21 protein-coding genes and 2 pseudogenes are annotated in these 25,790 nt (G+C 64.4%); 8 read left to right on the top strand and 15 right to left on the bottom strand.

The features are described from left to right. Positions 1-70: 70 nt before the first annotated feature. Both IVA80_RS04015 and IVA80_RS04010 read right to left on the bottom strand, forming a co-directional pair. On the bottom strand, positions 71-988 hold the full coding sequence (locus tag IVA80_RS04015) for a pirin family protein (RefSeq protein ID WP_247425816.1): 918 nt from the start codon (positions 986-988) through the stop codon (positions 71-73). Positions 989-1,076: 88 nt separating this feature from the next. Continuing rightward, a complete protein-coding gene (locus tag IVA80_RS04010; RefSeq protein WP_247425814.1) occupies positions 1,077-2,447 on the bottom strand; it encodes an MmgE/PrpD family protein in 1,371 nt (456 codons plus the stop codon). Between the two features lie 124 nt (positions 2,448-2,571). Here IVA80_RS04010 and IVA80_RS04005 point away from each other — a divergent pair, with 124 nt between their 5' ends. Beyond that, a complete protein-coding gene (locus IVA80_RS04005) occupies positions 2,572-3,687 on the top strand; it encodes an FUSC family protein (RefSeq protein WP_247425812.1) in 1,116 nt (371 codons plus the stop codon). A gap of 343 nt (positions 3,688-4,030) precedes the next feature. Next, the gene (locus IVA80_RS04000) at positions 4,031-4,525 is read left to right on the top strand and encodes a septal ring lytic transglycosylase RlpA family protein (protein WP_346347960.1); all 495 of its coding nucleotides are present in this window, start codon (positions 4,031-4,033) and stop codon (positions 4,523-4,525) included. 78 nt (positions 4,526-4,603) lie between these two features. Here IVA80_RS04000 and IVA80_RS03995 read toward each other — a convergent pair whose 3' ends face one another. The 9 genes from IVA80_RS03995 to rpsT form a co-directional block, all read right to left on the bottom strand. Next, a complete protein-coding gene (locus IVA80_RS03995; protein WP_247425807.1) occupies positions 4,604-5,092 on the bottom strand; it encodes a DUF2867 domain-containing protein in 489 nt (162 codons plus the stop codon). Next, positions 5,089-6,483: an MATE family efflux transporter gene (locus tag IVA80_RS03990; RefSeq protein ID WP_247425804.1), complete on the bottom strand. Its 1,395-nt coding sequence runs from the start codon at positions 6,481-6,483 to the stop codon at positions 5,089-5,091. Before IVA80_RS03990 ends, IVA80_RS03995 begins: the two co-directional genes overlap by 4 nt. 375 nt (positions 6,484-6,858) lie before the next feature. Continuing rightward, positions 6,859-8,154, bottom strand: coding sequence for a UDP-N-acetylglucosamine 1-carboxyvinyltransferase (murA, locus tag IVA80_RS03985; RefSeq protein ID WP_247425803.1), 1,296 nt, complete (start codon positions 8,152-8,154; stop codon positions 6,859-6,861). A gap of 285 nt (positions 8,155-8,439) precedes the next feature. Beyond that, positions 8,440-10,875, bottom strand: coding sequence for a DNA topoisomerase (ATP-hydrolyzing) subunit B (gene gyrB, locus IVA80_RS03980; protein WP_247425801.1), 2,436 nt, complete (start codon positions 10,873-10,875; stop codon positions 8,440-8,442). A gap of 250 nt (positions 10,876-11,125) precedes the next feature. Next, positions 11,126-12,262 (bottom strand): DNA replication/repair protein RecF, encoded by a 1,137-nt coding sequence (gene recF / locus IVA80_RS03975; protein WP_247425799.1) that lies wholly within the window; start codon positions 12,260-12,262, stop codon positions 11,126-11,128. Between the two features lie 83 nt (positions 12,263-12,345). Further along, positions 12,346-12,711, bottom strand: coding sequence for a DUF559 domain-containing protein (locus IVA80_RS03970; RefSeq protein WP_247425798.1), 366 nt, complete (start codon positions 12,709-12,711; stop codon positions 12,346-12,348). Positions 12,712-12,842: 131 nt separating this feature from the next. Beyond that, entirely contained in the window at positions 12,843-13,961 is a 1,119-nt protein-coding gene (dnaN, locus tag IVA80_RS03965; protein ID WP_247425796.1) for a DNA polymerase III subunit beta, read from the bottom strand. Positions 13,962-14,337: 376 nt separating this feature from the next. Continuing rightward, positions 14,338-15,750, bottom strand: a complete 1,413-nt coding sequence (dnaA, locus tag IVA80_RS03960) for a chromosomal replication initiator protein DnaA (RefSeq protein WP_247425794.1) — start codon at positions 15,748-15,750, stop codon at positions 14,338-14,340. A gap of 1,246 nt (positions 15,751-16,996) precedes the next feature. After that, positions 16,997-17,263, bottom strand: a complete 267-nt coding sequence (gene rpsT / locus IVA80_RS03955; protein WP_247425792.1) for a 30S ribosomal protein S20 — start codon at positions 17,261-17,263, stop codon at positions 16,997-16,999. 383 nt (positions 17,264-17,646) lie between these two features. Between rpsT and IVA80_RS03950 the strand changes: the two genes are divergently transcribed. From IVA80_RS03950 to IVA80_RS03940, 3 genes and pseudogenes are all read left to right on the top strand, one after another. Further along, a complete protein-coding gene (locus IVA80_RS03950; protein ID WP_247425790.1) occupies positions 17,647-17,964 on the top strand; it encodes a hypothetical protein in 318 nt (105 codons plus the stop codon). A 78-nt stretch (positions 17,965-18,042) separates the two neighbouring features. Next, positions 18,043-18,584, top strand: a pseudogene (msrA, locus tag IVA80_RS03945) (peptide-methionine (S)-S-oxide reductase MsrA); the annotation flags it as partial. Between the two features lie 363 nt (positions 18,585-18,947). Continuing rightward, positions 18,948-19,694 carry a polysaccharide biosynthesis/export family protein gene (locus tag IVA80_RS03940; protein ID WP_247425788.1) on the top strand — a complete coding sequence of 249 codons (747 nt, stop codon included), beginning with the start codon at positions 18,948-18,950 and terminating at the stop codon, positions 19,692-19,694. 165 nt (positions 19,695-19,859) lie between these two features. Here the strand turns inward: IVA80_RS03940 and IVA80_RS03935 are convergent, their stop codons facing one another. Continuing rightward, positions 19,860-20,159, bottom strand: coding sequence for a hypothetical protein (locus tag IVA80_RS03935; RefSeq protein ID WP_247425786.1), 300 nt, complete (start codon positions 20,157-20,159; stop codon positions 19,860-19,862). A 41-nt stretch (positions 20,160-20,200) separates the two neighbouring features. Between IVA80_RS03935 and IVA80_RS03930 the strand changes: the two genes are divergently transcribed. Beyond that, positions 20,201-20,359, top strand: a complete 159-nt coding sequence (locus IVA80_RS03930) for a hypothetical protein (RefSeq protein WP_247425784.1) — start codon at positions 20,201-20,203, stop codon at positions 20,357-20,359. Positions 20,360-20,574: 215 nt separating this feature from the next. On the opposite strand, the gene IVA80_RS03925 is transcribed toward IVA80_RS03930, so the two are convergent. The 3 genes and pseudogenes from IVA80_RS03925 to IVA80_RS03915 all read right to left on the bottom strand — a co-directional run bounded on the left by IVA80_RS03925 (position 20,575) and on the right by IVA80_RS03915 (position 22,541). Further along, positions 20,575-21,246, bottom strand: coding sequence for a dienelactone hydrolase family protein (locus tag IVA80_RS03925; RefSeq protein WP_247425782.1), 672 nt, complete (start codon positions 21,244-21,246; stop codon positions 20,575-20,577). Positions 21,247-21,412: 166 nt separating this feature from the next. After that, positions 21,413-21,754: a hypothetical protein gene (locus IVA80_RS03920; protein WP_247425780.1), complete on the bottom strand. Its 342-nt coding sequence runs from the start codon at positions 21,752-21,754 to the stop codon at positions 21,413-21,415. Positions 21,755-21,777: 23 nt separating this feature from the next. Further along, positions 21,778-22,541: pseudogene (locus IVA80_RS03915) on the bottom strand (alpha/beta fold hydrolase). Positions 22,542-22,862: 321 nt separating this feature from the next. Between IVA80_RS03915 and IVA80_RS03910 the strand changes: the two are divergent. Further along, the gene (locus IVA80_RS03910) at positions 22,863-23,354 is read left to right on the top strand and encodes a (2Fe-2S)-binding protein (RefSeq protein ID WP_247425778.1); all 492 of its coding nucleotides are present in this window, start codon (positions 22,863-22,865) and stop codon (positions 23,352-23,354) included. Beyond that, positions 23,351-25,633: a molybdopterin cofactor-binding domain-containing protein gene (locus IVA80_RS03905; protein ID WP_247425776.1), complete on the top strand. Its 2,283-nt coding sequence runs from the start codon at positions 23,351-23,353 to the stop codon at positions 25,631-25,633. Before IVA80_RS03910 ends, IVA80_RS03905 begins: the two co-directional genes overlap by 4 nt. Positions 25,634-25,790: the final 157 nt, after the last annotated feature.

Raw genomic sequence — 25,790 nt, 5'->3', positions numbered from 1 at the left:
CTTTCAGAGGCAGGGCCTTCGCGCAGGAAATCCAGCCATGCCTGATGGCACGGCCGGACACCGGATTAGCCTATTCCGGCAGCGGAATGAACTCATGTTCCTGCGGAACCGCGGCGAAGCGGCCGGTTTTCCAGTCCTGCTTGGCTTGCTCGATCCGCTCCTTGCTGGAGGAGACGAAATTCCACCAGATGTGGCGCGGCCCCTCCAGCGCATCGCCGCCGAGAAACATCATCCGCGTCGCCTTCAGCGCCTTCACGGTGATGCGGTCGCCGGGGCGGAAGATCAGAAGCCGCGGCCCTTCGTAGCGCTCGCCCGCGATCTCGACCTCGCCGTCGACGATGTAGATCGCGCGCTCCTCGTGATCAGGGTCGAGCGGCACGCTCGCGCCGGCGATGGCGTTGATTTCGGTATAGAGCCAGGGCGACACCATCGTAACCGGCGAGGTGATGCCGAACGACGAGCCCGCGATCACCCGCGCAGTAAAATCGCGTTCCGAGATCATCGGCAAATCGCCCGCGCCGTAATGCTGGAACGACGGCGCGATCTCCTCCGATCCGGCCGGCAGCGCGATCCAGCTTTGCAGGCCGAGCATCTGTTGTCCCGAGGCGCGCTGCGCATCCGGCGTGCGTTCAGAATGCGCGATGCCGCGCCCGGCCGTCATCAAATTCATCGCGCCGGGCGCGATTTCCTGGACGTTGCCCTCGCTGTCGCGATGCATGATCGCGCCGTCGAACAGATAGGTGACGGTGGCAAGGCCGATATGCGGATGCGGCCGCACGTCCATGCCCTTTCCGGAAATGAACTGCACCGGTCCGAAATGGTCGAAGAAGATGAAGGGGCCGACCATCTGCCGCTTACCATGCGGCAACGCGCGGCGCACCGCGAATCCGTCGCCGAGATCGCGGGTGCGCGGCACGATGACGAGGTCGAGCGCATCGCAGGACATGGGATCGCCAAGCACGGGATCGTTCGAGGGTTGCCAGCTCATGGTGGACTCCTTCTGCTGCGACAATCGTATCAGGATTTGACCGCCGCGTCGCGCCGCTCGTCCCCTAGCGCGCGGCGCTAGCTCAAACCTACTGCCGCCCCAGCTCCGTCGCGTTCGCCACGCGGTCGAACCGCTCCAGCGCCATGATCGCATCGGCAAACTTTTCCGCGCGCGCGTTCAGCACCGGCCGCGCCAAGGTCAAAAACTTCTGCTGCATCGCCTGCGCGTCGGGGAAGGAGGTCGGCTCGCCCGAGGGATCCGCGTAGAGCCGCTCGTGCACACCATCGTCCGTCGTGATGCTGACGCGCGCCCCGAATGGGTGGGTGCGGCCGATCTCGAGGCGATCGTCCTGCACGACGTCGAACTTGTCGGCGAGCGCGTCGATCGCGGCATCGCCGAGCCGGCTGTAGTCGTCCCAGCCGAAGCTGCCCTGGTCGAGCGCGAGCGCGCCGGTGAAGAACATCGAGAACTGGCCGCCGACGATCGACGTGGGATGGCGCTTGGTTGCGGCATCGCCCGTGAGCGTGATGCCGTTGCGATGCAGGCCGATCTCGACGCGCTTGACCTGGTCGGGCGTCAGATTGTGCTCGCGCCGCATCGCGATCAGCGCGTCGATCGCCGCATGGGTGTAGCGGCAGCTCGGATACGGCTTCACGCCGATCTTCATCGTCTCGTAGCTCTTGCCGAGCCCGGCGACTGCCTTGTCGGGATGCGCGTCGTCGGTGTAGCCGGCGAGCAGGCCGTGCTTGCCCTCGACCGACTCCGTCGCGCCGACGAAGTCGTTGCGCGCCAGCGTGGCAGCGATCACGCCATTCATTGCGGCGGCGCCGACCTGATAGCGCTTATTCCAGGCACCGTTGACCAGAAATTGCAGCGAGCCGGCGGCCTGGCTGCCGGAGACGCCGAAGGCGGCGATGATCTGCTGCTCGGACAGGCCGAACAGCTTGCCAGCGGCGGCGGCCGCACCATAGGTGCCGGCGGTCGCCGTCGGATGGAAGCCGCGCGCATAATGCGAAGTCGGGTCGAGCGCGTTGCCGAGCCGGCAGCAAACCTCATAGCCCGCGACGATCGCGGTCAGCACGTCGCGCCCCGACGCACCGACCATCTCGCCGACTGCGAACGCGGCCGGTACCACCGGCGCGCTTGGATGCAGTGAGGAATCGGCATGGGTATCGTCAAAGTCGAGGGAGTGGCCGAGCGCACCGTTGAGGAGGGCGGCGACCGCCGGGGTCCAGGTCTTGGTGTCGCCGAACACGGTGGACTCGCCCTTGGTATCGAGCGCGAGCGCCTCCAGCATCTTCAGGATCGACGGGGTCGATTCCGCCTCCCTGCGAGCCCGAATGGCACTGCCGAGGAAGTCCAGCGTCAGCACCTTTGCGCGATCCAGCACTTCCGCCGGAATATCCTGGTACTTCAGATTGAAGACGTAGGCGGCGAGCGTTGCGGTTTCGTGGGCCATCGTGTTTCCTCGTTTTGGCGCGCAAGTTAGGCGGGCTGATTTGGCCTTTCAAGCGGCCCTGGGGTCGCGGGCATCAGCTATGCTTTTGCCTGGCTTTACGAGGATCGGACCGGGACATTCGACAATGGCATTCGCAAAAGAGCTGTTCGACCGGATCCGGTCGCGGCGGACGCAATTGGGGCTGGCGATCCGGGTCACGGTGGCCGCGACCGCGGCCTATGCGATCGCCACTGCGCTGCATCTGTTGCTGCCGCTCTGGGCGGTCCTGACCTCGCTGATCGTGACCCAGATGAGCGTCGGGCGCTCGCTGAAGGCGACGCGCGACTACATGCTCGGCACCATCGGCGGCGCCATCTATGGCGGCGCGATCGCAATCCTGATCCCCTATTCCAGCGAGGCGGTGCTGTTGGGTTTGCTGGTGCTCTCGGTCGCCCCGCTCGCCTTCATCGCCGCGATCAATCCGAGTCTGAGCGCCGCCACGGTGACGGCCGTGATCGTGCTGCTGGTTCCAACCATGCACCATTCCGATCCCATGACGTCGGCGATCGACCGCGTCAGCGAAGTCGCGGTTGGCGCGATCACCGGGCTGCTGGTCTCGTTCCTGGTGCTGCCGTCGCGCGCGGCGCGGCAGATCCGCGCCGGTGCGGCCAAGCTGCTCGAACTGATCGCGGATGCCTTCGCAGAACTGCTCGCGGGGCTCACGCGCGGCCGCGACAACGACGCGCTGCACAGGATCCAGGATGGCATCGGCACCGCGATGGTCGGTCTCAACGCCACCGGCACTGAGGCCGAGCGCGAGCGCTCCGCGCGGCTGTCGAGCGGGCCCGACACCGGCCCCTTGCTGCGAACGGTCTTGCGGCTGCGCCATGACGTCGTGATGATCGGCCGTGCCACGGTGGTGCCGCTGCCGGTCGAGGTGCAGACGCGGCTTGCGGCTCCCTTGACGGAAGTCTCGACCGTAATCGCGCGCTTCCTTCGCTCCGCCGCCGCGGCCTTGCGCGAGGGCGCCGGCGCGCCGCCGATCCATCCCGTCCACGTTGCGCTCCAGCATTATGCCGAGGCAGTCGCAGCCGTGCGCCAGGACGGCCTGATCCGCGGCCAGCCGAGCGACACCGCCGAGCGCTTCTTCGCGATCGGATTCTCGCTGGAGCAGATGCACCAGAATCTCTGCGATCTCGATCGCGTCGTCGGCGAGTGGTCGGAGGTCTCGACCGACAAGTCGGCGCGCGTGGCGGAGTGAGTTCGAGTGTGTCTTCGTATGCGTCGGCTTCCGACAGCAATGCGGACGTCGCCCGGCTTGGCCGTGATCGGCGGCTTGTGAACCCTTGGCTGACGTCGCACGCGCCACTCACGCCAGGGTCCGTCAAGTCATGTTGCTGACGCAATCTCCGTCTTAGTCGGTGAGAACTAAAACGCTGCGTGAGGATCACTCTGGTTCCCACGACGGTTCCGTAGCCAGGGTTGGCTCGAAGCCGCAAAAGATTGGCGCAAGTTTCCTGAACGCTCCCGCGTTCGCTTGTCCATGTTGCGGCATCGGGAACCGGACGATCAAAAAATCACAGGACTAAAAAATCACAGGACTTATGATGCTATTTCGCTCGAGCGCCGCAATTTGCGGCGCCCTGGTTGCGCTTGCCGTTTCCGTTACCGTCGCTCAAAGTGAAACCCGTGGAGTTCACTCAAGTGCCGTCGCCGATGCCGCCTCTGGAGATGCGATCCTCGGCGCAGCATCCACGTACAATCCATTCAAGCCGGGCAAGGAGGAGGGTGGTCCGAGCACAGCCTCCGGCGAGCGTTATGATCCCTCTGCCTGGACGGCTGCCATCAAGACGCGTTTGCGTCGGAAATTTGGTGGGGTTCAATTTGGCGCGAGGCCGAAATATGCCCTCGTCGAGGCCGTAGGGAAGAAGGTCATCGTCAAGATAAATGACGTGGGGCCACTAAGGCCTGGCCGCATCATTGACCTCAACGAGCGGACGATGCGCCATTTCGATCCAAGCCTGAAGCTCGGAGTCATTGATGATGTAAGGGTTAGTCCGCTTGCAGGGGACAATTGGACCCCGGGACCGGTGGGCTGATCATCCCACGCAAAAAAGCTAGTGCCCGTCTCGAACGGCGGGGTCGCCTGATGAACCTGAAGATGTCGACGGACAGGGTCATCGGGCCGGCTCCGCGATGCGCCCCATCATGCTGCGGACGACTAGCTTGTGGAACGGCATGATGAGGGCGAGATAGGTCCGTCCCAGCAGATTATGCGTCCGCACCAGCGTGGTCGAGGTCACCTGGCGGCTCGCGGCATCGCCTTCCAGATCGACCACGAGGCGAAAGTCGAGATGAAAATCGTCGAAGCCCGCGACCAGCCGCTCCGGCGTTTCGCTGAGCACCGGAAACAGGCCGATCAGGCCGCCCGGCGCCGGCGCGCCTTCGCCCGAGGTCTTCAGACCGAACGGCGTCACCAGAATGTTGCGCAGGCGCAGCAGCACATCGATCCAGCGCGGCCCGTGCAGCACCATCCGGGTGCAGGCCTCGCGCGCATTCACCGCTGTCGCGCCGATCCCCACGCGAAACGCGTCGACGAACTGCGCGCCCGCCAGCACGTCACCGGTGTCGACCTCGGGTGTGACTTCGCGAACTATTCCGGTCATCCCGCGAGTCTGCGCGTCAGCATCCGGAAGCGCAAGATCAGCAGCCCGGCATAGACGAACGATCCGATCGACAGTCCGATCCAGACACCGACGGCGCCGAAATCGGCGTGGAAGGCAAGCCACCAGGCGATGGGGAAGCCGACGCACCAATAGCCGATCGCCGCGAACACCAGCGTCATCCTGGTATCATTGATACCGCGCAACGCGCCGCCCATGATGGTCTGGAGCGCATCGGCGATGAAGAAGGTCGCACCGACCAGCAGCAGCGTCGCTGTCAGCTCGATCGTCGCCGCGCTGGCCTCGTCGTTGCCGAAGAACAGCCGTCCCAGCTCATAGCGGCCGAGGATGATGGCGACGGTCAGGGCCGAGACGAATGCGACCCCGAGCAGCGCCGCGACCAGCCCCGCGCGCCTCACCGCGAGCGGCTCGCCGCGGCCGAAGGCGTGGCCAACCCGCACCGTCGCCGCCATGCCGATGCCGAGCGGGACCATGAACAGCACAGCGGTGACTTGCAGCGCGATCTGATGCGCCGCGAGCGCTGTGGTCGAGATCAGCCCCATCAGCAGCGCGGCCGAGGAGAACAGGCCATATTCCATCAGCAGCGAGAACGAGATCGGCGCGCCGATCGCGATGAGCTGGCGCATCAGCGGCCAGTCGATCCGCCAGAGATGGGCGAGCGGTTGATAGTCTGCGAACGGCTTGCGCAGCCCCGCGATGGCGAGCGCCGCGACGAAGGTGCCGAGATTGACCAGCGTGGTCGCAAGCCCCGCGCCGAACAGGCCGAGCTCGGGCAGGCCGAACCGGCCATGGATGAGGGCATAGACCAGCGCGGCGTTGACGGGGATCGCCGCGAGCGTAATCCATAGCGGCGCCTGCGGCCGGTTCACCGCACTCATCATGCTGCGCAGCGCGATGAAGCCGAGCGCCGGCGCGATGCCCCAGGCCAGCCCGTTCAGATAGCGCTGGGCGAGGCCAGCCGAATGCGGCGCCTGGCCGAGCGCAACCAGGATGTGCTCGCCATAGAGCGGCGAGGCCATCATCGGCAGCGAGATCAGCAGTGCGACCCACAACCCGACGCGCAAGGAGCCGCGGATGCGCCTGATGTCGCCGGCGCCAAACGCCTGTGCGGCCAGCGGCGACACTGCGGACATCAATCCGAGCCCGAAGGTGAAGCTGACGAAATAGACCGTATGCGCCAGCGCCGCCGCCGCGACTGCATCCTCGCCGAGCCTCCCGATCAGCGCGAGATCGGTCGTGATCATCGCGATCTGCCCGAGCTGCGTCAGCATCATCGGCACGGCCAGCCGCAGCGTCTCGACGAACTCTTCGGCGAGATGGTTTTGCGGCACGCCGGCTTGCGGCTGCGGACGAGGCTGGACGGTGTCGAGCATGGCGGTTGCAATAGCACAGCCACACGTCGAAAACATGGCCCGGTGCCTCTCCCTCTCCCCTTGTGGGCTAAGGCATGCACACATCTCAAAAACGGAATCTAATACAGGGACTTAGATGACCCCGGGTTTCGGAACCGCCCAAAGAGCGGTCGGTCAGCTATCATTGAAAAGACTTGCGCTTTCTATTGATGCTGACCAACGGCCGAAAGATGTGTGCACGCCTTAGCCCCTTGTGGGAGAGGGTGGCTCGCCGCGTAGCGGCGAGACGGGTGAGGGGTTTCTTTCGGCGAATCACTCTCTTTCGAGCACTCGGAGAGGACCCCTCATCCGGCGCTTCGCGCCACCTTCTCCCACAGGGGGAGAAGGGAAATTGCCTCAGCCGTTCCGTTCCGGCACCCGCTTGATCTTCGCCCCCAGCGCGTTCAGCCGTTCGTCGATGCGCTCGTAGCCGCGCTCGATCTGGTCGGCGTTGTTGATCGTGGAGGTCCCCTCAGCGCAGACTGCCGCCAGCAGCATGGCCATGCCGGCGCGGATATCGGGCGAGATCATCGATGCCCCGCGCAGCCGGCTTGGCCCAGCAATGATAGCCCGGTGCGGGTCGCACAGCACGATGCGGGCGCCCATGGCGATCAGCTTGTCGACGAAGAACATCCGCGATTCGAACATCTTCTCGAACATCAGGATCACGCCCTCGCATTGCGTGGCGGTGACGATCGCGATCGACATCAGATCGGCCGGGAAGGCGGGCCAGGGCTGGTCTTCCAGCTTCGGCACGTGGCCGCCAAAATCGTCCTGGATCTTCAACGTCTGGTTCGAGGGCACGATGAGATCGTCGCCCTCGACGCGGCAGACGATGCCGAGCCGCTCGAATCCCATGCGGATCGAGCGCAGATGCTCGACCCCGGCGCGCACGATGCGAAGCTGGGAACGCGTCACGGCGGCAAGGCCGATCAGTGAGCCGACCTCGATATGGTCGGGCTGGATCCTGTAGGTCGCAGCGCCCAGCGTTGCCGGCCCATGCACGATCATGGTGTTGGTGCCGATGCCCTCGATCTTCGCACCGAGCGCGACCAGGAAGTTGGCGAGGTCCTGCACATGCGGCTCGGAGGCCGCGTTGCGCAGATGGGTGACGCCGTCGGCGGCGACCGCCGCGACCAGCGCGTTCTCGGTCGCGGTGACGCTGGGCTCGTCAAGAAACACGTCGGCACCGGCGAGCCTTGCCGCGCGGAATTCGAGCCGGTCGGTCGCAGTGACCTTGGCGCCGAGTTGTTCGAGCGCGAGCACATGCGTGTCCAGACGGCGGCGGCCGATGACGTCGCCGCCGGGCGGCGGCAGCATCACTTCGCCGCAGCGGGCGAGCAGGGGGCCTGCGAGCAGGATCGAGGCGCGGATGCGGACGCACAGCTCCGGGTCGAGATCAGCGGCGCGGATGGTCTTGGCGTGGATATGAAGCGTATTGCGCGCAGTCCACTCGGCCGACGCGCCGACCGAGCGGATCAGTTCGACCAGCGTCTCGGTGTCGCGGATCCGCGGCACGTTCTCCAGCGTCACCGGATGCGCGGTGAGCAGGGCGGCTGCGATGATCGGCAGCGCCGAATTCTTGTTGCCGGACGGCTCGATCGAGCCCGAGAGCCGGTGACCGCCCTCGACGATGTACTGGATGGGCGCCACGGGGTTCTCGCTGTCCTGCTGGGTGGGGCGGGCTGTTTTTCGAGGCGGAAACTACAGAGAATTGGGCGCGGGAGCAATTCGGGCTTGATGACTACCACGAAGGAGGTGCGCTCCCTCTCCCGCTTGCGGGGGAGGGCTGGGGAGGGGTGCCTCCGCGGTGGGATTGTCGAAATCTACGGAGAATATCCCCGTGAGGAGAAAGCCCTCACCCGCCGCGCTCGGGACGATGCTTCCCGTCGCGCGCCGACCTCTCGCGCAAGCGGGAGAGGTGCAGCGAGGTCGGGGCTAGATATCGATCGTCGCGCTCAGCGAATGTTCCTGGATGAAGTCGCGGCGCGGCTCGACCACGTCGCCCATCAGCTTGGTGAAGATGTCGTCGGCCTCGTCGACCTCCTTGACCTTCACCTGGAGCAGCGAGCGTGCGTCGATGTTGAGCGTCGTCTCCCAGAGCTGTTCCGGGTTCATCTCGCCCAGACCTTTGTAGCGTTGCAGCGTGACGCCCTTGCGGCCGGCGTCGGTGACGGCTTCGAACAGATCGACCGGGCCGTACACCATGTGCTCGACATCCTTGCGCCGCAGCTTGCCGGGGCGGACATAAACGTCCTGGAGCTTCACGGTGTATTCGTCGAGCTTGCGGGCTTCGACCGAGCCCAGGAAGGCGTCGTCGATGACGGCGGCTTCCTTGACGCCGCGCACCGTGCGCTCGAACTGGAAACCGTGGCCTTCCACGTATTGACCAATCCAGCCGCGCTCGACCTCGTCGGCGAGCGTGTCGAGGCGGGCGGCGATGTATTGCGCGGCCGCGGCGGCTTTCTCCGGATCGCCGTAGATCGCCTTGTTGAGCACACCAGTGATGGCGGCCTGCTCGATCACCTTGCGATTGTAGCGGCTGTGCAGGCTGCGCAGGATGCCGCGGACGGCGCGGGCGTCGTCGACCAGCGAACGCAGGTCGCGGCCGGTGCGATCGCCGCCGGTGCCGGGACTATAAATACAGTCGTCGAGTCCGGTATCGATCAGATAATCTTCCAGCGCCCGCTCGTCCTTCAGGTATTGCTCGGATTTGCCGCGGTTGACCTTATAGAGCGGCGGCTGGGCGATATAGAGATAGCCGCCGTCGATGATATCGCGCATCTGGCGGTAGAAAAAGGTGAGCAGCAGGGTGCGGATGTGAGCGCCGTCGACGTCGGCGTCCGTCATCACGATGATCTTGTGATAGCGCAGCTTCTCGATCGAGAATTCGTCGCTGATGCCGGTGCCGAGCGCGGTGATCAGCGTGCCGATCTGCTCGCTTCCCAGCATCTTGTCGGGGCGGACGCGCTCCACGTTGAGGATCTTGCCGCGCAGCGGCAGCACCGCCTGGAATTCGCGGTTGCGGCCCTGCTTGGCGCTGCCGCCTGCCGAGTCGCCCTCGACGATGAAGAGTTCGGACTTGGCCGGATCCTTTTCCTGGCAGTCGGCGAGCTTGCCGGGCAGCGAGGAGACCGAAAGCGGGCTCTTGCGCGTCAGCTCGCGGGCCTTTCGCGCGGCTTCGCGGGCCGCGGCGGCCTGGATCACCTTGCCGACGATCATCTTGGCTTCGCTGGGGTGCTCCTCGAACCAGGCCTGAAGCGCCTCGTTGAGGACGTTCTCGACCACGGGGCGCACTTCCGAGGACACCAGCTTGTCCTTGGTCTGCGACGAAAATTTTGGATCGGGCACCTTCACCGACAGCACGGCCGTCAAGCCTTCGCGGCAGTCGTCACCGGTCAGCGCGATCTTTTCCTTCTTCGCATTGGCCTCGGCATAGCCGTTGACCTGGCGCGTCAGCGCGCCGCGGAAACCGGCGAGATGGGTGCCGCCGTCGCGCTGCGGGATGTTGTTGGTGAAGCACAGCACGTTCTCGTGGTAGCTGTCGTTCCACCACAACGCGGCCTCGACTCCGATGCCGTTGGCTTCGGCGCGCACCATGATCGGCGCCGGCACGATCGCCTTCTTGTTGCGATCGAGATATTTGACGAATTCCTCGACGCCGCCGGAATAGTGCATCTCCTCGCGCTTCTCGACCGCGTGGCGCATGTCGGAGAGGGCGATGTTGACGCCGGAATTGAGGAAAGCGAGCTCGCGCAGCCGGTGCTCGAGCGTCGCGAAATCGTATTCGATGTTCTTGAAGGTCTCGGTCGAGGCCTGGAACGTCACCTCGGTACCGCGCCGGCCCGGCGCGTCGCCGACGACCTTAAGCGGTGCAACGGCATCGCCATGGGCGAACTCGATGGTGTGCTCCTTGTTGTCGCGCCAGATGCGCAGCACGAGCTTGCTGGACAGCGCGTTCACCACGGAGACGCCGACGCCGTGCAGGCCACCGGAGACCTTGTAGGAATTCTGGTCGAACTTTCCGCCGGCGTGGAGCTGGGTCATGATGACCTCGGCCGCCGAGATGCCTTCGCCCTTGTGGATGTCGACCGGAATGCCGCGGCCGTCGTCGCGCACGGTGACGGACGTGTCGGCGTTGAGCACGACGTCGACGCGTGTGGCGTGGCCCGCGAGCGCTTCGTCGATCGCGTTGTCGACGACCTCGTACACCATGTGGTGCAGGCCGGAGCCGTCGTCGGTGTCGCCGATATACATGCCCGGACGCTTGCGGACAGCATCGAGACCCTTGAGCACGCGGATCGATTCCGCACCGTATTCGCTCGCGTTGGAGGGCTCGTTTTCGGCAGCAGGCTGCCGAGCAGGTTCTGTCATGAGAGGCCTTCGAGATGTCGCCCGAATCAGCTGCGCAAAAGGCGCCGATTTGCAGGCCATTTGTGCCACGAAAGACAGCTTGCGCCTAGCGCAAAGTATCCCCCGGCAACCCTTTGATGAAATAGGGATTTTTTGCCAGTTTTCAAGGCGTTCGGAGGCCGATTTTGGGGGACGCAAAAAGCGCGATTCGAGGGCTCATTTCGGGCTGACCGGAGGCCGCATTTTTCCGGATACGAAGGCGCCTACCGAGCTAACGCCGGGCGGAGACCCGCCCGCTCTCGACGTCAAAGACTTCGCTCCCGGCGCCGATCTCGGCGAAGGCGGCCGGGTCCGCGCCGGTCAGCCACACTTGCGCGCCGAGCTTGTGCAGCTCCTCGAACAGCGCCGCGCGCCGGCTCGGATCGAGATGCGCGACGACCTCGTCGAGCAGCAGCAGCGGCACGATGCCGGTCATTTCGGCGACCAGGCTCGCATGCGCCAGCACGAGGCCAATCAGCAGCGCCTTCTGCTCGCCGGTCGAAGCATCGCGCGCCGGCATGCTTTTCGGCGCATAGATGACCTGAAGGTCGGTGAGATGCGGGCCGTCGGTGGTGCGGCCGGCGATGGCGTCGCGCGGGCGGTTGTCGCGCAGGATCTGGCGGTAACGGTCCTCGACCGACGTCGCGGTCTCGGTGAGCAGCGCATTCTCCATCCAGCCGTCGAGCGCGATCTGCGCCGACGGAAACGCCGAGGCCAGCGCGCGCGCATTCAGCATGCCGGTCAGCCGTGCTGCGGTCTGGCCGCGCGTTGCCGCGACCGCCACCGCGAGCTCTGCCGTCTCGCGCTCGATCGCGTCACACCAATGGTCGTCGTAATTGCGCGTCTCGAGCAGGCGGTTGCGCGAACGCAACGAGCGTTCGAGCGCGGAGATGCGGCTGGAATGCTCGCTGTCGATGGCGAGCACCAGGCGGTCGAAGAAGCGCCGCCGCTCGGAGCCTGCGCCCATGAACAGCCCGTCCATCGCCGGCGTCAGCCACACCATGCGGATATGGTCGCCGAAAGCCGTGGCCGAATTGACCGGCTCGCGGTCGATGCGACAGCGCCGGCTGACTGCGCTGTCGGGAAGCGGTGCGTCGATGCCGGTGCCGAGCGTGGCAAGACCCAGCGCGCCCTCGACCTGCGCGGACACCGCCCAGGAGCCGTCACCCTGGTTGTCGGCGACGTCGTCCAGTGTCGCGCGCCGCAAGCCGCGGCCGGGCGAGAGAAACGAGATCGCCTCGATGCAATTGGTCTTGCCCGCCCCGTTCGGCCCGACCAGCGCCACCATGTCAGCCGCCGTCTCGAGCCCCGCCGCCCGATAATTGCGAAAATGCGTCAGCGTCAGGCGATGAATGCGGGAGGGGGTCATGTTGGAACTGCGGCACGCTCTTTACCCTCCCCTTGTGGGAGAGGGTGGCGCCTCACGAAGTGAGGCGACGGGTGAGGGGTATCTTACCGCTCGGCAAGCTTTGCAAGGATATCCTCTTGCACGGCCACGGGCTGCTGTAACACATCGTTGTTCCAGTACCGCGCTGTCTGAAACCCTTCGGATGCTAGTGCCGCTGCGCGGGTCGCGTCGCGTTGCGATTCCGCGTGCTGGCTTCCGTCGATCTCGATCACGAAGCGCTTCTCGAAGCAGACGAAATCGAGAATATAGTTTTTGAACGGGACTTGCCGGCGAAATTTGTAGGCAGACAACCGACGCTCCCTGAGCAGCCGCCACATTGCCGCTTCCGCATCAGTCGGCTTGCGCCGCATATTTCTCGCAAACTCGCGAAGATGTTTGGGAACTGGCCGATGGGACGGCTCCTGCGGCACTAGCCCCTCACCCGAGTGAGGCTGTGGCTGATGGCGGAGCAGCCCTCTCCCACAAGGGGAGAGGGCACAGCAACGTGCATCGCTTCTGAATCACGGGAGATCGCTCGGCATGACCGCCGCGCCACGCGCCCTCACACCCGCATCGGCATCAGCACGTACAGCGCACTCTTGTCGTCGCGGTCCTGGACCAGGGTGGGCGAGCCGGGATCGGCGAGCTTCAGCGTGGCGACATCGCCTTCGATCTGGGAGGCGATGTCGAGCAGATAGCGCGAGTTGAAGCCGATATCGAGGGCGTCGGAGGCGTATTCGACCTCGAGCTCTTCCGTCGCGCTGCCGGAATCCGGGTTGGTCACGGACAGCACCAGCTTGCCCGGCGACAGCGAGAGCTTGACGGCGCGGCCGCGCTCGCTGGAGATGGTGGAAACACGGTCGACTGCGTTTTCAAAATCCTTCTTGTCGACGACGAGTTCCTTGTCATTGCCCTGCGGGATCACGCGGCCATAGTCGGGGAAGGTGCCGTCGATCAGCTTCGAGGTCAGCACCACATTGCCGATGGTGAAGCGGATTTTTGCCTGCGACAGCTCGATCGTGACTTCGGCCTCGTTGTCCTCGATCAGGCGCTGCACCTCGCCCACGGTTTTCCGCGGCACGATCACGCCCGGCATGCCGTCGGCGCCCTTGGGCTGGACCAGATCGAGTTGGGCGAGGCGGTGGCCGTCGGTGGCGACACCGCGCAGGGTGGCGGCCTGGGCCGTGCCGGCGGCGTGCAGATAGATGCCGTTGAGATAATAGCGCGTCTCTTCGGTCGAGATCGCGAACTGGGTGCGGTCGATCAGCCGCTTGACGTCCTTGGCGGCGAGCGAGAAGGAGTGCGACATGTCGCCGGCCGCGAGATCCGGGAAATCATTCTCCGGCAGGGTCTGCAGCGTGAAGCGGGAGCGGCCGGCGCGGATCGCCAGCACGGCGCGGTCGCCGTCGGCCTCCAGCACGATTTGCGAGCCGTCCGGCAGCTTGCGCACGATGTCGTAGAACATGTGTGCCGGCACGGTGGTGGAGCCCGCGGTCGCGGTTTCGGCCGCGAGCGTCTCCGTCACCTCAAGGTCGAGGTCGGTCGCCTTCAGCGACAATTTCGCGTTCTCGGCGCGGACCAGCACGTTGCCGAGGATCGGAATCGTGTTGCGGCGCTCGACCACGCGATGGACATGGCCCAGCGACTTCAGGAGTTGCGCGCGTTCGACCGTAACCTTCATTGCACTACTCGCCCGATCCCCAAGATGAAAAAGCCGGACGGCCGAAAAGCGCGCCGCGGCACCGTAGACCCCGAAAAGCCGGATCGTCCAGCCGATATGACCAAAGCCGTCAGGGTCGCGCAAGGTGGCGCGGAAAGCCATCCGTTTCAAGGGATTGCGGGATAGTTCCCCACGATTTACAGGGCAAAAACGAAGACCGCCGCCGCGAAGGTCTGCTCCCTCGCCCCGCTTGCGGGGAGAGGGTGGGGTGAGGGGGACTCTCCACAAGGGAGGTGAGAGACGGCTTCGCGGAGAGGCCCCCTCACCCGGAATCCGCGCTTTCAGCGCGCATTCCGACCTCTCCCCGCACGCGGGGAGAGGTAAAAGACCTAGGCGTTTATTCCTGAAGCTGGCGCTTCAGCGACTCGACTTCCTCGGACAGCGCCGTATCCTTGTTGACCAATCCCTCGATCTTGCGCACGGCGTGCAGCACCGTGGTGTGGTCGCGCCCTCCGAAGCGGCGGCCGATTTCCGGCAACGAGCGCAGGGTCAGCGTCTTGGCGAGGTACATCGCCACCTGGCGCGGACGCACCACGTTGGCGGTGCGGCGCGAGGACAGGAGGTCGGAGCGGCTGACATTATACTGCCGTGCCACCACGCGCTGGATGTCCTCGATCTTGATCCGCTTGGGCTCCTGCGGCCGGATCAGGTCGCGGACCTCGTGCTCCGCCATCTCCAGCGTCACCGGCCGGTTGTTGAGTTTCGAGTGCGCCAGCAGACGGTTGATCGCGCCTTCGAGATCCCTGCCGTTATGGGTGATGGCGCGCGCCAGATAAGTCAGTACCTCCTCGGGTACCTCAAAGGTCGCGTGATGCGCGCGGGCCGCCGCGACGCGCGACTTCAGGATGCCGTGCCGCAACTCTTCGCCGAGCGAGGCCATCTCGACCACGAGACCGCCGGCGAGGCGCGAGCGCACGCGGTCGTCGAGGCTTTCGAGATCGGACGGCGGACGATCGGCCGCGATCACGACCTGGCGGCCGGCATCGATCAGCGCGTTCAGCGTGTGACAGAACTCCGCCTGCGTCGACTTGCCCTGAAGGAACTGGAGGTCGTCGATCACGAGAACGTCGATGCCGCGCAGCGCTTCCTTGAAGGCGAGCGCCGTCTGCGTCTTCAGCGCGGCGACGAAGCCGTACATGAATTTTTCCGCGGTCAGGTACAGCACCTTGCGCTCGTTGCCGGAATTGCCGGCCCAGGTCACGGCCTGGAGCAGATGCGTCTTGCCGAGGCCGACGCCCGCATGGATGTAAAGCGGGTTGAACATGACGGGATCGCCTCTGCGCCCTTCGGCGACCTGACGTGCCGCCGCATGCGCCAGCGTGTTGGAACGGCCGACGACGAAGCTTGCAAAGGTCAGGCGCGGATCGAGCGGCGAGCCGCCGAGCGCGTCGTGATTTGCGGAGACCGGTGCAGTCGCCGTCGAGCGCAGCTCCGGCGCAGGCGTGCGGCGTGCTTCGACCGGCGCAGGCGCCTCCTTCTGCTGCACGACCGGACGCATTGCGGAGCGAACAGTGAGATCGATGCGATGCACTTCCGGCATCTCGGCCTGCCAGCACGACAGCACGCGCTCGGCATAATGCGCCTGAATCCAGCTCTTCAGGAAGCGGGTCGGAACCGAGAGCCGCACGCTTTCGTCCTGCACGCCTTCCAGATCCATGCGCGCAAACCAGCTCGTATAGACGTCCTCGCCAACGGTCGAGCGCAGCCGACCCTTCACGCGTGACCAGCGATCCTGTTCCGATGTGTTCATCGTCAAAAAACTTCTGTTGAGAGATAAAGCTGCGTTGTGAGTGCCATGCAGGGTTCCTGCCATGGCCCGACCTCAAGCGATTCCATCGTCGGACATTGCTCCACCGTTCGGCGCGAACGCCGCGGGTCAGATCAGCGATGTCAGAGATGGAGGGGTCGCGAGGTCAGCGCGTACTCGGCGCTCCGTCACACGCGGGAGGCTGGATGTAGGACTGATCTAAACCGGCATCGTTGGAATATGAGACTTGTTTTAATACCGCGTTGAGTCCGTAAGACATGATACCTCCCCTGCCTGCCGTGATTGCTCACGGCAAGGTCCTGCGTGTCCTGAAGACAACTGCGACCAAAATCGCTGATGCCCCGCCCGTCTGCACTGTTCGTCCGCCCGTCTACGCCATCACCTGTCGGAGTAGCTTCATGACATCTCTCATTTGCGCCTGGCGCGAGCGAGATACGAAGATCCCGCTTGGAGACATTCAGACAAAGAACTACCATTCCCATGTTGCTATGGGTTTTGAACCGACAATCGCTTGTTGAAGCGTCGCCAACGTGCATACCGCCGCCGATTTGCACGCTCGCCCCGTTTCCAAAACCGCGCTGGTCTCAAGATCGTGGGCGCTGCGAACGACTTAAGGAATACACTAAGCGGAAAGACTCGCAATGAAATTGATTCACACTTGAGGCATCAAAAAACTTGATCTGCGTTAACGCCGCGCGCGGGTTGTTCACAGGCTTGAGAGCAAGTTTTTGAATCGCCGTAGAGAATCGAGAACCAAACTCGCAGTGTGACAATTCCCGAACAGCGGCCAAAATTATTTTACAAATCCTTCACGTAGCTGCCGGACGAGGTCATTTTCCAAATGGTTGGCGTCGCTATGTGGATAAGTGATTATCCAAACATCGCTTTTCGAGTCTCGTTTCACAGGGTAACTCCACCGCGAAGCCTCGTCCGGTGAAACTACGGTGTGAAGAACCTTCTTGCTTAGCGATTGCATTTGTGCCCGTCCCGCAGGGCTTTTTGCATTGCGGCGAAATGTTTCCGCTGGGCCGAAAACGCGGCGAAGAAGGCTCAGCAGGTAAATCTATGGAAAGCAGACTCCGACAGTGACGCTCGCCTGGCAACGCGGCGGCGGCGTCGATGATCCCGTGCAGGACTGCGCAACAAAAAAGCCCGGCATGATGCCGGGCTGATTATGATCGCGATCATCGATCAGATCGATCGATGACGTCGCCAGTTTGCTTGGGGCTTACTTCGCGAGCTTGGCGATCTGGGCGGTGAGCCGCGAGACTTTGCGGCTGGCGTTGTTCTTGTGAATGATGTTGCGCTGCGCGGCGCGCATCAAGGCGGGCTCGGCACTGGCCAGCGCCGTCACGGCGGCGGCGCGATCGCCGGTCTTGATGGCTTCTTCGACGGTACGCACGGCGCCGCGCATCTGGGTGCGGCGCGACTTGTTGACGGCGGTGCGGCGGGCGATCTTGCGCGTCGCTTTCTTGGCGGAAGTGGTATTGGCCATGATCTCAATATCCTTTGCGGTACCGGTCGCGTCTTGGTCGGGTAGCGCCGGCTGCTGGACCGCTTGATCGACGCTCGGATTTCGGGTGTTCGGTTGCTGGGCTGTCCCCGGAACATGAGCGACGGCCTTGCGGTCGTCTCTGAGGCCCAAAGAACCTGCAACTGCTCAAAGAACAGCGGCGGCAGGATTGCGCCCACCGCCAGTTGGCGCCCTTATAGAGAGGGTCTGCGGCAGCGTCAACGCTTTACCGGGGCTGGAAAATGGGCCTTGGGCGCTCTAGCGCACGCCATAACACCCTGATGAGGTTGAATTTCTGCCATCGTCCGGCTATTGGCTGGCGACGTTCCAGGGCTCGTCCGATCGGACGACCATAGAGGTGAGGCATGATCCGCGGCTTTTTCCGACTGATTGGGCTGTTGCTGCTCGCTGGCGGGTTCATCTTCATGGTCTACGACGGCGCCCGCTGGGTCGCCGACCAGAGCCTGCGGTTCACCCGGTTCGGCCAGTTCTGGAACGACATCAATCAGGCCAGCCAGGCGGCGTTCCGGACCTGGGTCGAGGCCAAGGCGCCATGGCTCTGGAGCTCGGTGATCCGCCTGGTGCTGGATCAGCCGGTTTTCGCCGTGCTCGGCATTTTGGGGATCCTGCTGATGATCCTGTTCCGGCCGCGGAAACCCTTGATTGGATATTCCAGGGACTGAGCGTCGGATGAGGCGCGGCGTAACAGGGCTGCCCCGTCCTGCGCGTATGCCTATATTCCCCACCTGATCGCGAGCACGCCGCCTTATCCCGCAGGCTTCGAACTGGCCGTGTTCGGGCTCGGCTGTTTCTGGGGCGCCGAGCGCAAATTCTGGGAGCTCGGTGACGGTGTTTACGCGACCGCTGTCGGCTATGCCGGCGGCCACACGCCGAACCCGACCTATGAAGAGACCTGTTCGGGACGAACCGGCCACACCGAAGTGGTGCTGGTGGTGTTCGATCCGAACAAGATCTCCTACGAGAGGCTGTTGAAGATTTTCTGGGAGAACCACAACCCGACGGAAGGCATGCGTCAGGGCAACGATTTCGGCACGCAGTACCGAAGCGCGATCCACACTTACTCCGACGCGCAGAAGAAAGCGGCCGACGAGTCGAAGGCGCTCTATCAGAAGGCGCTGCTGCAAAAGGTCTCGGCGCCATCACCACAGAGATCGCGCCTGCCGGCCAGTTCTATTTCGCCGAGGACTACCATGAGCAATATCTGGCCAAGAATCCCGCCGGCTATTGCGGTCTCGGCGGCACCGGCGTGTCCTGCCCGATCGGCGTCGGTGTGAGCGCGTAAGCGCGCGACGAACTCGCTGCACCTCTCCCGCAAGAGCAGGGCAGCCGCATTTGAGAGCAGCTTCCTACGGCCTATCCTTCGAGACGCCCGCTTTAGGCGGGCTCCTCAGGATGAGGATGGTGTGTGCGGTAACTGTTTTAAAGGGCACCGATGCCGATTAGCCTCATCCTGAGGAGACCGCAGAGCGGTCGTCTCGAAGGACGAGGCGCGCGTTCAGACTGACCAAAAGGCCATATGCGATAGACGTGCCCGCAAGCGGGACAGGGAGCGCAGCGCGCATCGTCGCGCCAAGCGGCCCCTCAACCCTTTATTAACCATAACCGGTGCATCAGTGAAGCTGTCTCGTTTCGAGGGATAGGTCCTGTGCCGGTTGCGCGCGCGTTTCGATGGTCGATCTCGGCAGCATCCTTGGCAGCGTCCGCCGCGCTTGCCCTCGGCGGCTGCATGCAGACCGCTGGCCCCGTCGCGGTCGCGCAACCGCGCGCCGATCTCGACTCCATGGCTTACGGCCAGCCCTACATCGCTCCGCAGCCGGCTGTCGTCGCCGACGGTGGCGGCGCCATCGGCGCGCTGCGCAATTCCTTTGCCGCTTCGCCGGCGCCCATGCCGGTCGGCTACGCCGCGCCGATGGCGGCGCCGGTGCGCTACGATGCTTCCTACCATCTCGACGCCGGAGACAAGCTGCGTGTCGTGATCTACGGCCAGGAAGGTCTCACCAACAGCTATGCCATCGACGCCGGTGGTTCGATCACCATGCCGCTGATCGGCGCGGTGCCGGCACGCGGCCGCACCCCGGCGGGCCTTGCCGGTGAAATCGCCGCGCGCCTGCGCAACGGCTACATCCGCGAGCCGTCGGTCGCCGTCGAGATCGAGGCCTATCGCCCCTTCTTCATTCTCGGCGAAGTCTCCGCGCCCGGACAGTATCCCTATGTGCCGAGCATGACGGTGGAGAGCGCGGTCGCGATCGCCGGCGGCTTCTCGCCCCGCGCCAAGCGCGACGTGGTCACCGTCACGCACACCGAAGCCGGCGGCGCCATGCGCGCCACCGTTCCGCTCGGCACCCCGTTGAGTCCCGGCGACACCGTGTTCGTCGGCGAGCGCTGGTTCTAGGTTTCAGCCCAACTTTCTCCCCTCGTCATTCCGGGGCGCGACGAAGTCGCGAGCCCGGAATCCATTGCGCCACCGACTCTGACGCCTGATGGATTCCGGGCTCGCGCTCCGCGCGCCCCGGAATGACGATGGAGGAAGGGGACGCGCGCGTTCGCCCCTCTCGACCTACCGCCTGAAATCCAGCCGCCCGTTCGGAAAACACCCGTCGATCCGCGCGGTATCGACCACGAGCCCGATCCATGGCCGCGTGATCGCCGGCGTGGTCAGGTTGATGTACTTTCCGACCAGGCGATCCGTGCCGTCTCGCGCGGCGTCAATCAGCCCGTGCCGACGGCCCTTGTCCCAGTCGAAGCGCAGATAGATCCGGCTCCCCGCGATGCGGATGTCCGCGCGCCCCCTTTCCATCTGTCCGGCGTATCGCCCGCAATGGTCGGATCGGCGCCGCCATTCCAGCGGCTCGCCCATGTGCCCTCGAGCGGATCAGATAGCGTGGGGATTGACGCCCAATGGGTCGCATTGACATCGGCTGCATCGCCGGCAAGCGCCGCCGTCGCGGCGTAGTCCATCACCTCCGGATCGTTCGGATCGGGGACGTCCATGGTTCCGAACGGATTGCGGATGACGAGGTGCGTGATGGCTTGCTGCATGGCGATCTCCCGGCGTGAGTTGGCTCGATCGGAGGTCTATCGTCGCGCGCCGGGCTGCAGCCACCCGATTTCTGCTCTCCGTTGTCATTCCGGGGCGCGCGTAGCGCGAGCTATGATGCGCAATTGCGCATCAGAGAATCCATTCCCCCACCGATTTTGCGGCACGATGGATTCCGGGCCTGCGCCTGTCGGCGCATCCCGGAATGACGGAGGCTGGAGTTGGACGCCGTCTACTATTTCAAATGCTTGCCAAAAAATTCCATGCTGCGTGGCCAGGCGACGTCGGCACTGGCCTTGTCATAGCTGGCGCGCTCGTCGCAATGGAAGCCGTGCTGGGCACCCGGGTAGACGAAGACTTCCACATCCGGCCGCTTCGCCTTGACGGTCTCGACGTCGGTCAGGGGAATGCCGGCATCCTTCTCGCCGAAATGCAGTTGCGTCGGCACCTTCGGCGTCTCGTCGGCAAAACGCACCACCGCGCCGCCGTAATAGCCGATCGCGGCCTTCAGGCCCGATAGCCGGGTTGCTGCGACAAAGGCGATGCTGCCGCCGAGACAGAAGCCGATGATGCCGACCGCGCCGACGCTCTTGACCGCATCGATTGCGGCCTGGGTGTCGCGCAACATCGCGTCCCAATCGGGATTGGCGACGAACTTGCGCGCCTCGGCGATCTCGTCGGGCGTGTAGCCCGACTGGAAGTTCGGCGAAATGCGGTCGAAGATCGACGGCGCGATTGCGACATAGCCTTCCCCGGCGAGGCGGTCGCAGACCGAGCGGATGTGATGATTGACCCCGAAAATTTCCTGGATCGCCACCACCGCGCCTTTGGGCGCGCCCACGGGATCGGCGCGATAGGCGCCGAGCTGGAAATTGTCGGAAGCCGTCAGCTTGATGTCTTGTCCCACGCGGGTTGTCCTTCTTGGTTGTCACGAACTCAAATCTCTCTCTCCTCATCCTGAGGAGCGCGCCCTTCGCGCGCGTCTCGAAGGATGAAAGGCCGAGATGCATCAGCCGGGCCTTCATCCTTCGAGACGCTTGCTCCGCAAGCTCCTCAGGATGAGGAGCAACACCTCACTCCCACATCCAGTTCTCGCCGTAATCCTCCTTCCATCCTGCCAACCGTCCATGACGAAATTGCAGGAACAGGCGGTGACGGTAGGGGATCAGCCCGCTGCCGCCGATGTTGCGAAGAGCGAGGTAGATCTCGTTACCAGGGCGGCCCCGCACATATTTCAGGGGTTGCCCAAGGGCGCGCGCGGTCTGCTCGGCATCCATGCCGAAGGCGAGCGGCATGTTGTTCGACAAGGTCGCAACGAAGGGCTGGCGCGGCGGCATGGTACCGAACCTCTCGGCCCGCGCAGGCATCGAGAGAAGTGCCGCCATTACGCCTGCAGCGAATATCGCGTGCTTCATTGTCGATGCCTCGTTCGATCGTCCTATTTCGGCAAGTTCTTCAGGAAAGGCAGCACCGCGTCAACAAAAGCCTTGGGCTGATCGATGTTGACGGCGTGACCGGCGGCGGGAATCACGATTTTTTGTGCGCCGGGAATTTTGCGGCCATGTAGTCGGACGCGGCGAGGAACGGCGTGTCGTCGGCGCCGACCACGATCAGCGACGGCACCTTGATCTCGGGGAGCAGCTCGATCACACGCGCGTCGCGCTGGGTCAGCATGCCGCGTGCGGCAAGCGCCAATCCCTTGGCATTGCGATGACTCGCGGTGGCGCGCTCGCGTGTCGCCGACTTCAGCATGTCGAGACCTTCGCGATCGAGCTTGTCGGCGGTGCCGAGCGCCCGCGCATTCCAGGCCTCGCGCGCGTCGTCCTTCTTGAAGCCGGGGCCGGTGTCGATGATCAGCAGGGCGCGGGCGCGTTGCGGATAAGCGCGATAGAACGCGAGTGACATGTAGCCGCCGAGCGAGAGCCCGCCGATGACGGCGCGCTCGGTGCCGACCGCATCCAGGATCGCGGCCATGTCGCCGACGGTGAGCGTCTCGCTATAGGCCTTCGGATCATCGGGATAGTCGGTCTGGCCGTGGCCTCGCATGTCCCACAAGATCAGCTTGTGGTCCTTCGCGAGCGCATCGACTTGCCCATGCCACATCGCCGAGGTCGAGGAATAGCCGTGGGTGAGCAGCAGCGGCGGCCCCTCGCCATGGACTTCGTAGTAAATTCCGACGCCGTTCCGATCGATCCTCGGCATGTCTCCCGCCTCTTTCTTGTTCGCAGTTTCCATATCGATCTTAGCCCGCCGGGTTACCTAGAAGAAACCGCCTGAACGCGATGGCACGCATGCCTGGCGCGAAGTCTGCTGCCTTCGTGTTGCGTTCAGTCGCTGCATCAGGGCCTTGTCGCGACGCACAAGATGCGCGCACCGCGTTTGTTTTGATCGATTCCAAATTGCATTTGCCTCCGCGCCTGAACGCGATCATTCTCGTGATCAAGGTGGGCGCCGGCCCGGTGGGCGTCCACCACTCAAGTTGCCGCCGTAAGCGGCTTCATGCACCGGCAGGGGAAGACGCCTATGCCAACTCTCACCATCAACGGGCGGAGTCTGTCCGTGGATGCGGCGAACGATACGCCGCTCCTCTGGGCGATCCGCGAGCAATTGCAGATGACCGGCACCAAGTTCGGCTGCGGTGCCGGGCTGTGCGGCGCCTGCACCGTGCACGTCAACGGCGAAGCCGTACGCTCGTGCCAGACCATGCTCAGTGATGTCGCCGGCAAGAAGATCACCACCATCGAAGGCCTTGCCTCCAAGGGCGATCATCCGCTCCAGAAGGCGTGGATCGCCGAGCAGGTGCCGCAATGCGGCTACTGCCAGTCCGGGCAGATCATGCAGGCGGCCTCGCTGCTGGCGAAGAATCCCAATCCGACCAAGGAAGAAGTGGTCGCGCATATGGACGGCAATCTCTGCCGTTGCATGACCTATTCGCGGATCCAGAAGGCGATCATGCGCGCCGCAACCGAGATGCGCACCGCGTCCGCCTCCGGCAACGAACGGAGGCCCACATGAACAAGCACGTGAAGAACACCATCCCCGAGACGTCAGATCTCAGCCGCCGGTCCTTCCTGGTCGGCACCGCCGCCACCGGTCTCGTGCTCGGCTATACCGGCGTCCCCGGCATCGGTGAGGCGCTCGCTGCGCCGTCGAATTTCGAGCCGAGCGTCTGGTATGCGATCTCGCCCGATGGCCTGGTCACCGTGACCTGCGGCAAGGCCGACATGGGCCAGCACATCGCCTCCACCATGGCGCAGATCGTGGCCGAGGAGTTAGGGGCGAAATGGAGCGACATGCGCGTTGCGCTTGCCTCCAACGATCCGAAGTTCAACGACCCCGTGCTGGGCGCGCAGATCACCGGCGGCAGCTGGTCGACCATGATGAATTTTGACGCCATGAGTCGCGCGGGCGCCGCTGGCCGTATGGCATTGACCGAAGGCGCGGCCGCCGCGATGGGCGTTCCGGCTTCAGAGCTGGTGGTGCGCGAGTCCGTGATTGCGCATCCGAAATCGAAGAAGCAGATGTCGTTCGCCGATGTCGTCAAGAGCGGCAAGGCGACCAAGACCTTCACGCCGGACGATCTGAAGGCGATCAAGCTGAAGACGCCGGATCAGTACACCATGATCGGGGTGTCGGTGCCGCAGCTCGACATCCCCTCCAAGACCAACGGCACGGCCAAGTACGGCATCGACGTGATGATTCCGGGCATGGCTTATGGCGCGGTGGTCACGCCGCCGGTGCGCTTCGGCGCGACCGTGAAATCGGTCGACGACAGCGGTGCGAAGAAGGTGCCGGGCTTCATCAAGGCCGTTACCCTCGACGACAAGACCGGAACGACCTCGGGTTGGGTCGTGGTGGTCGCCAGCACCTATGCCAACGCCAAGAAAGCGGCTGCGGCGCTCAAGATCGCCTATGACGGCGGCCCGAACGCGAAGGTCTCGAGCCAGTCGCTGCTCGATGAAGCCATGCGGCTTCAGAAGCTGGAGGATTCCGGCCAGTTCTTCGTCAAGGACGGCGATCCCAACGCGGCGTTCGGCTCGGCGGCCAAGGTGCTGGAGGCGGAATACACCACCAGCATCAACATCCACGCGCCGATGGAGCCGATGAACGCCACCGCGGAGTTCAAGGGCGACATCCTGCACATCTATTCCGGCAACCAGTTCGCGACCCGCTCCGGCGCGATTGCGGCGGGCGCTGCCGGGATCGATCCGAAGTTCGTCGTGATGCACCAGATGTGGCTCGGCGGCGGTTTTGGCCGCAGGCTCGACGCCGACATGATGATTCCGGCGGTGCAGGCGGCGAAGGCGATTGGCAAGCCGGTGAAGGTGATCTACACGCGCGAAAACGACATGACGATGGATTTCTCGCGTCCGCTCACTTATCAAAAGGTCAAGGCCGGCGTGGACGGCGACGGCAAGCTCGTCGCGCTCAGCCACGACGTGGTCTCGGCCTGGCCAACTCAGCGCTGGGGAATCCCCGATTTCCTGACGCCCTCGGTCGACAAGAAGGGGCCGCTCGATTCCTTCACGGTGAACGGTGCGGACTTCTTCTACACCGTGCCCAATCACCATGTGCGGGCGATCAAGAACGAGATGGCGCACAACGCCACCCCGTCGGGCCAGCTCCGCTCGGTGGCGCCGGGCTGGACCTTCTGGGCGGTCGAAAGCATGATCGATGAGATCGCGGTTGCGGCCGGCAAGGACCCGGCGCAGTTCCGGATCGCGCTGCTCGACGGCAAGGGCAAGAACGACGGCGGCGCGCAGCGGCTGCGCAACACGCTGCTCGCCGCGATGGGGCTGTCCGGCTACGGCACCAAGCAGCTGCCGAAGGGCGAGGGCATGGGCGTCGCCTGCGTCTCGTCGCAGGAACGCGCGACCGCAAGCTGGACCGCCTGTGTCGCTCACGTTGCCGTCGCGCCGTCGGGGGAGGTGACCGTGAAGAAGCTCACGGTCGCAACCGACGTCGGCACGCAGGTGCATCCCGACAACATCCGCGCCCAGGTCGAGGGCGCGGCGCTGTGGGGCCTGTCGCTGGCGATGTATGAGAAGGCGACGCTGAAGGACGGTGGCATCGAGCAGACCAATTTCGACAGCTACACGCCGTTGCGCATGAGCCAGATGCCCGAGGTCGCGATCGCCGTGATCGCCAACGGCGAAAAGGCCACCGGCGTCGGCGAACCCGCGGTGACGGTGATCGCCCCCGCCATCGGCAACGCCATCTTCAACGCCTCCGGCGCCCGGGTGCGGGCCTTGCCGATCACGGCGGAGGCCGTGAAGGCGGGTATGAAGGCATAAGGCTGGTTGCGATTGTGACGTGACATGATCCGCCGGAGGGCAACCTCCGGCGGGTTTGTTTTTGGTGCGCCCAGCATGGGTGCACTCTTATGGGTGAAAGTCCCATCGTGAGTTGATCACAACGAGCGAAGTGAAGCGCAACTGCATGAGGGCGACC

Origin of the sequence: Bradyrhizobium sp. 139 (assembly GCF_023074175.1) — a bacterium.
Classification (GTDB): domain Bacteria; phylum Pseudomonadota; class Alphaproteobacteria; order Rhizobiales; family Xanthobacteraceae; genus Bradyrhizobium.
Note: the sequence above shows the minus strand (reverse complement) of the source record. Positions and strands in the feature narration are given on the sequence as shown.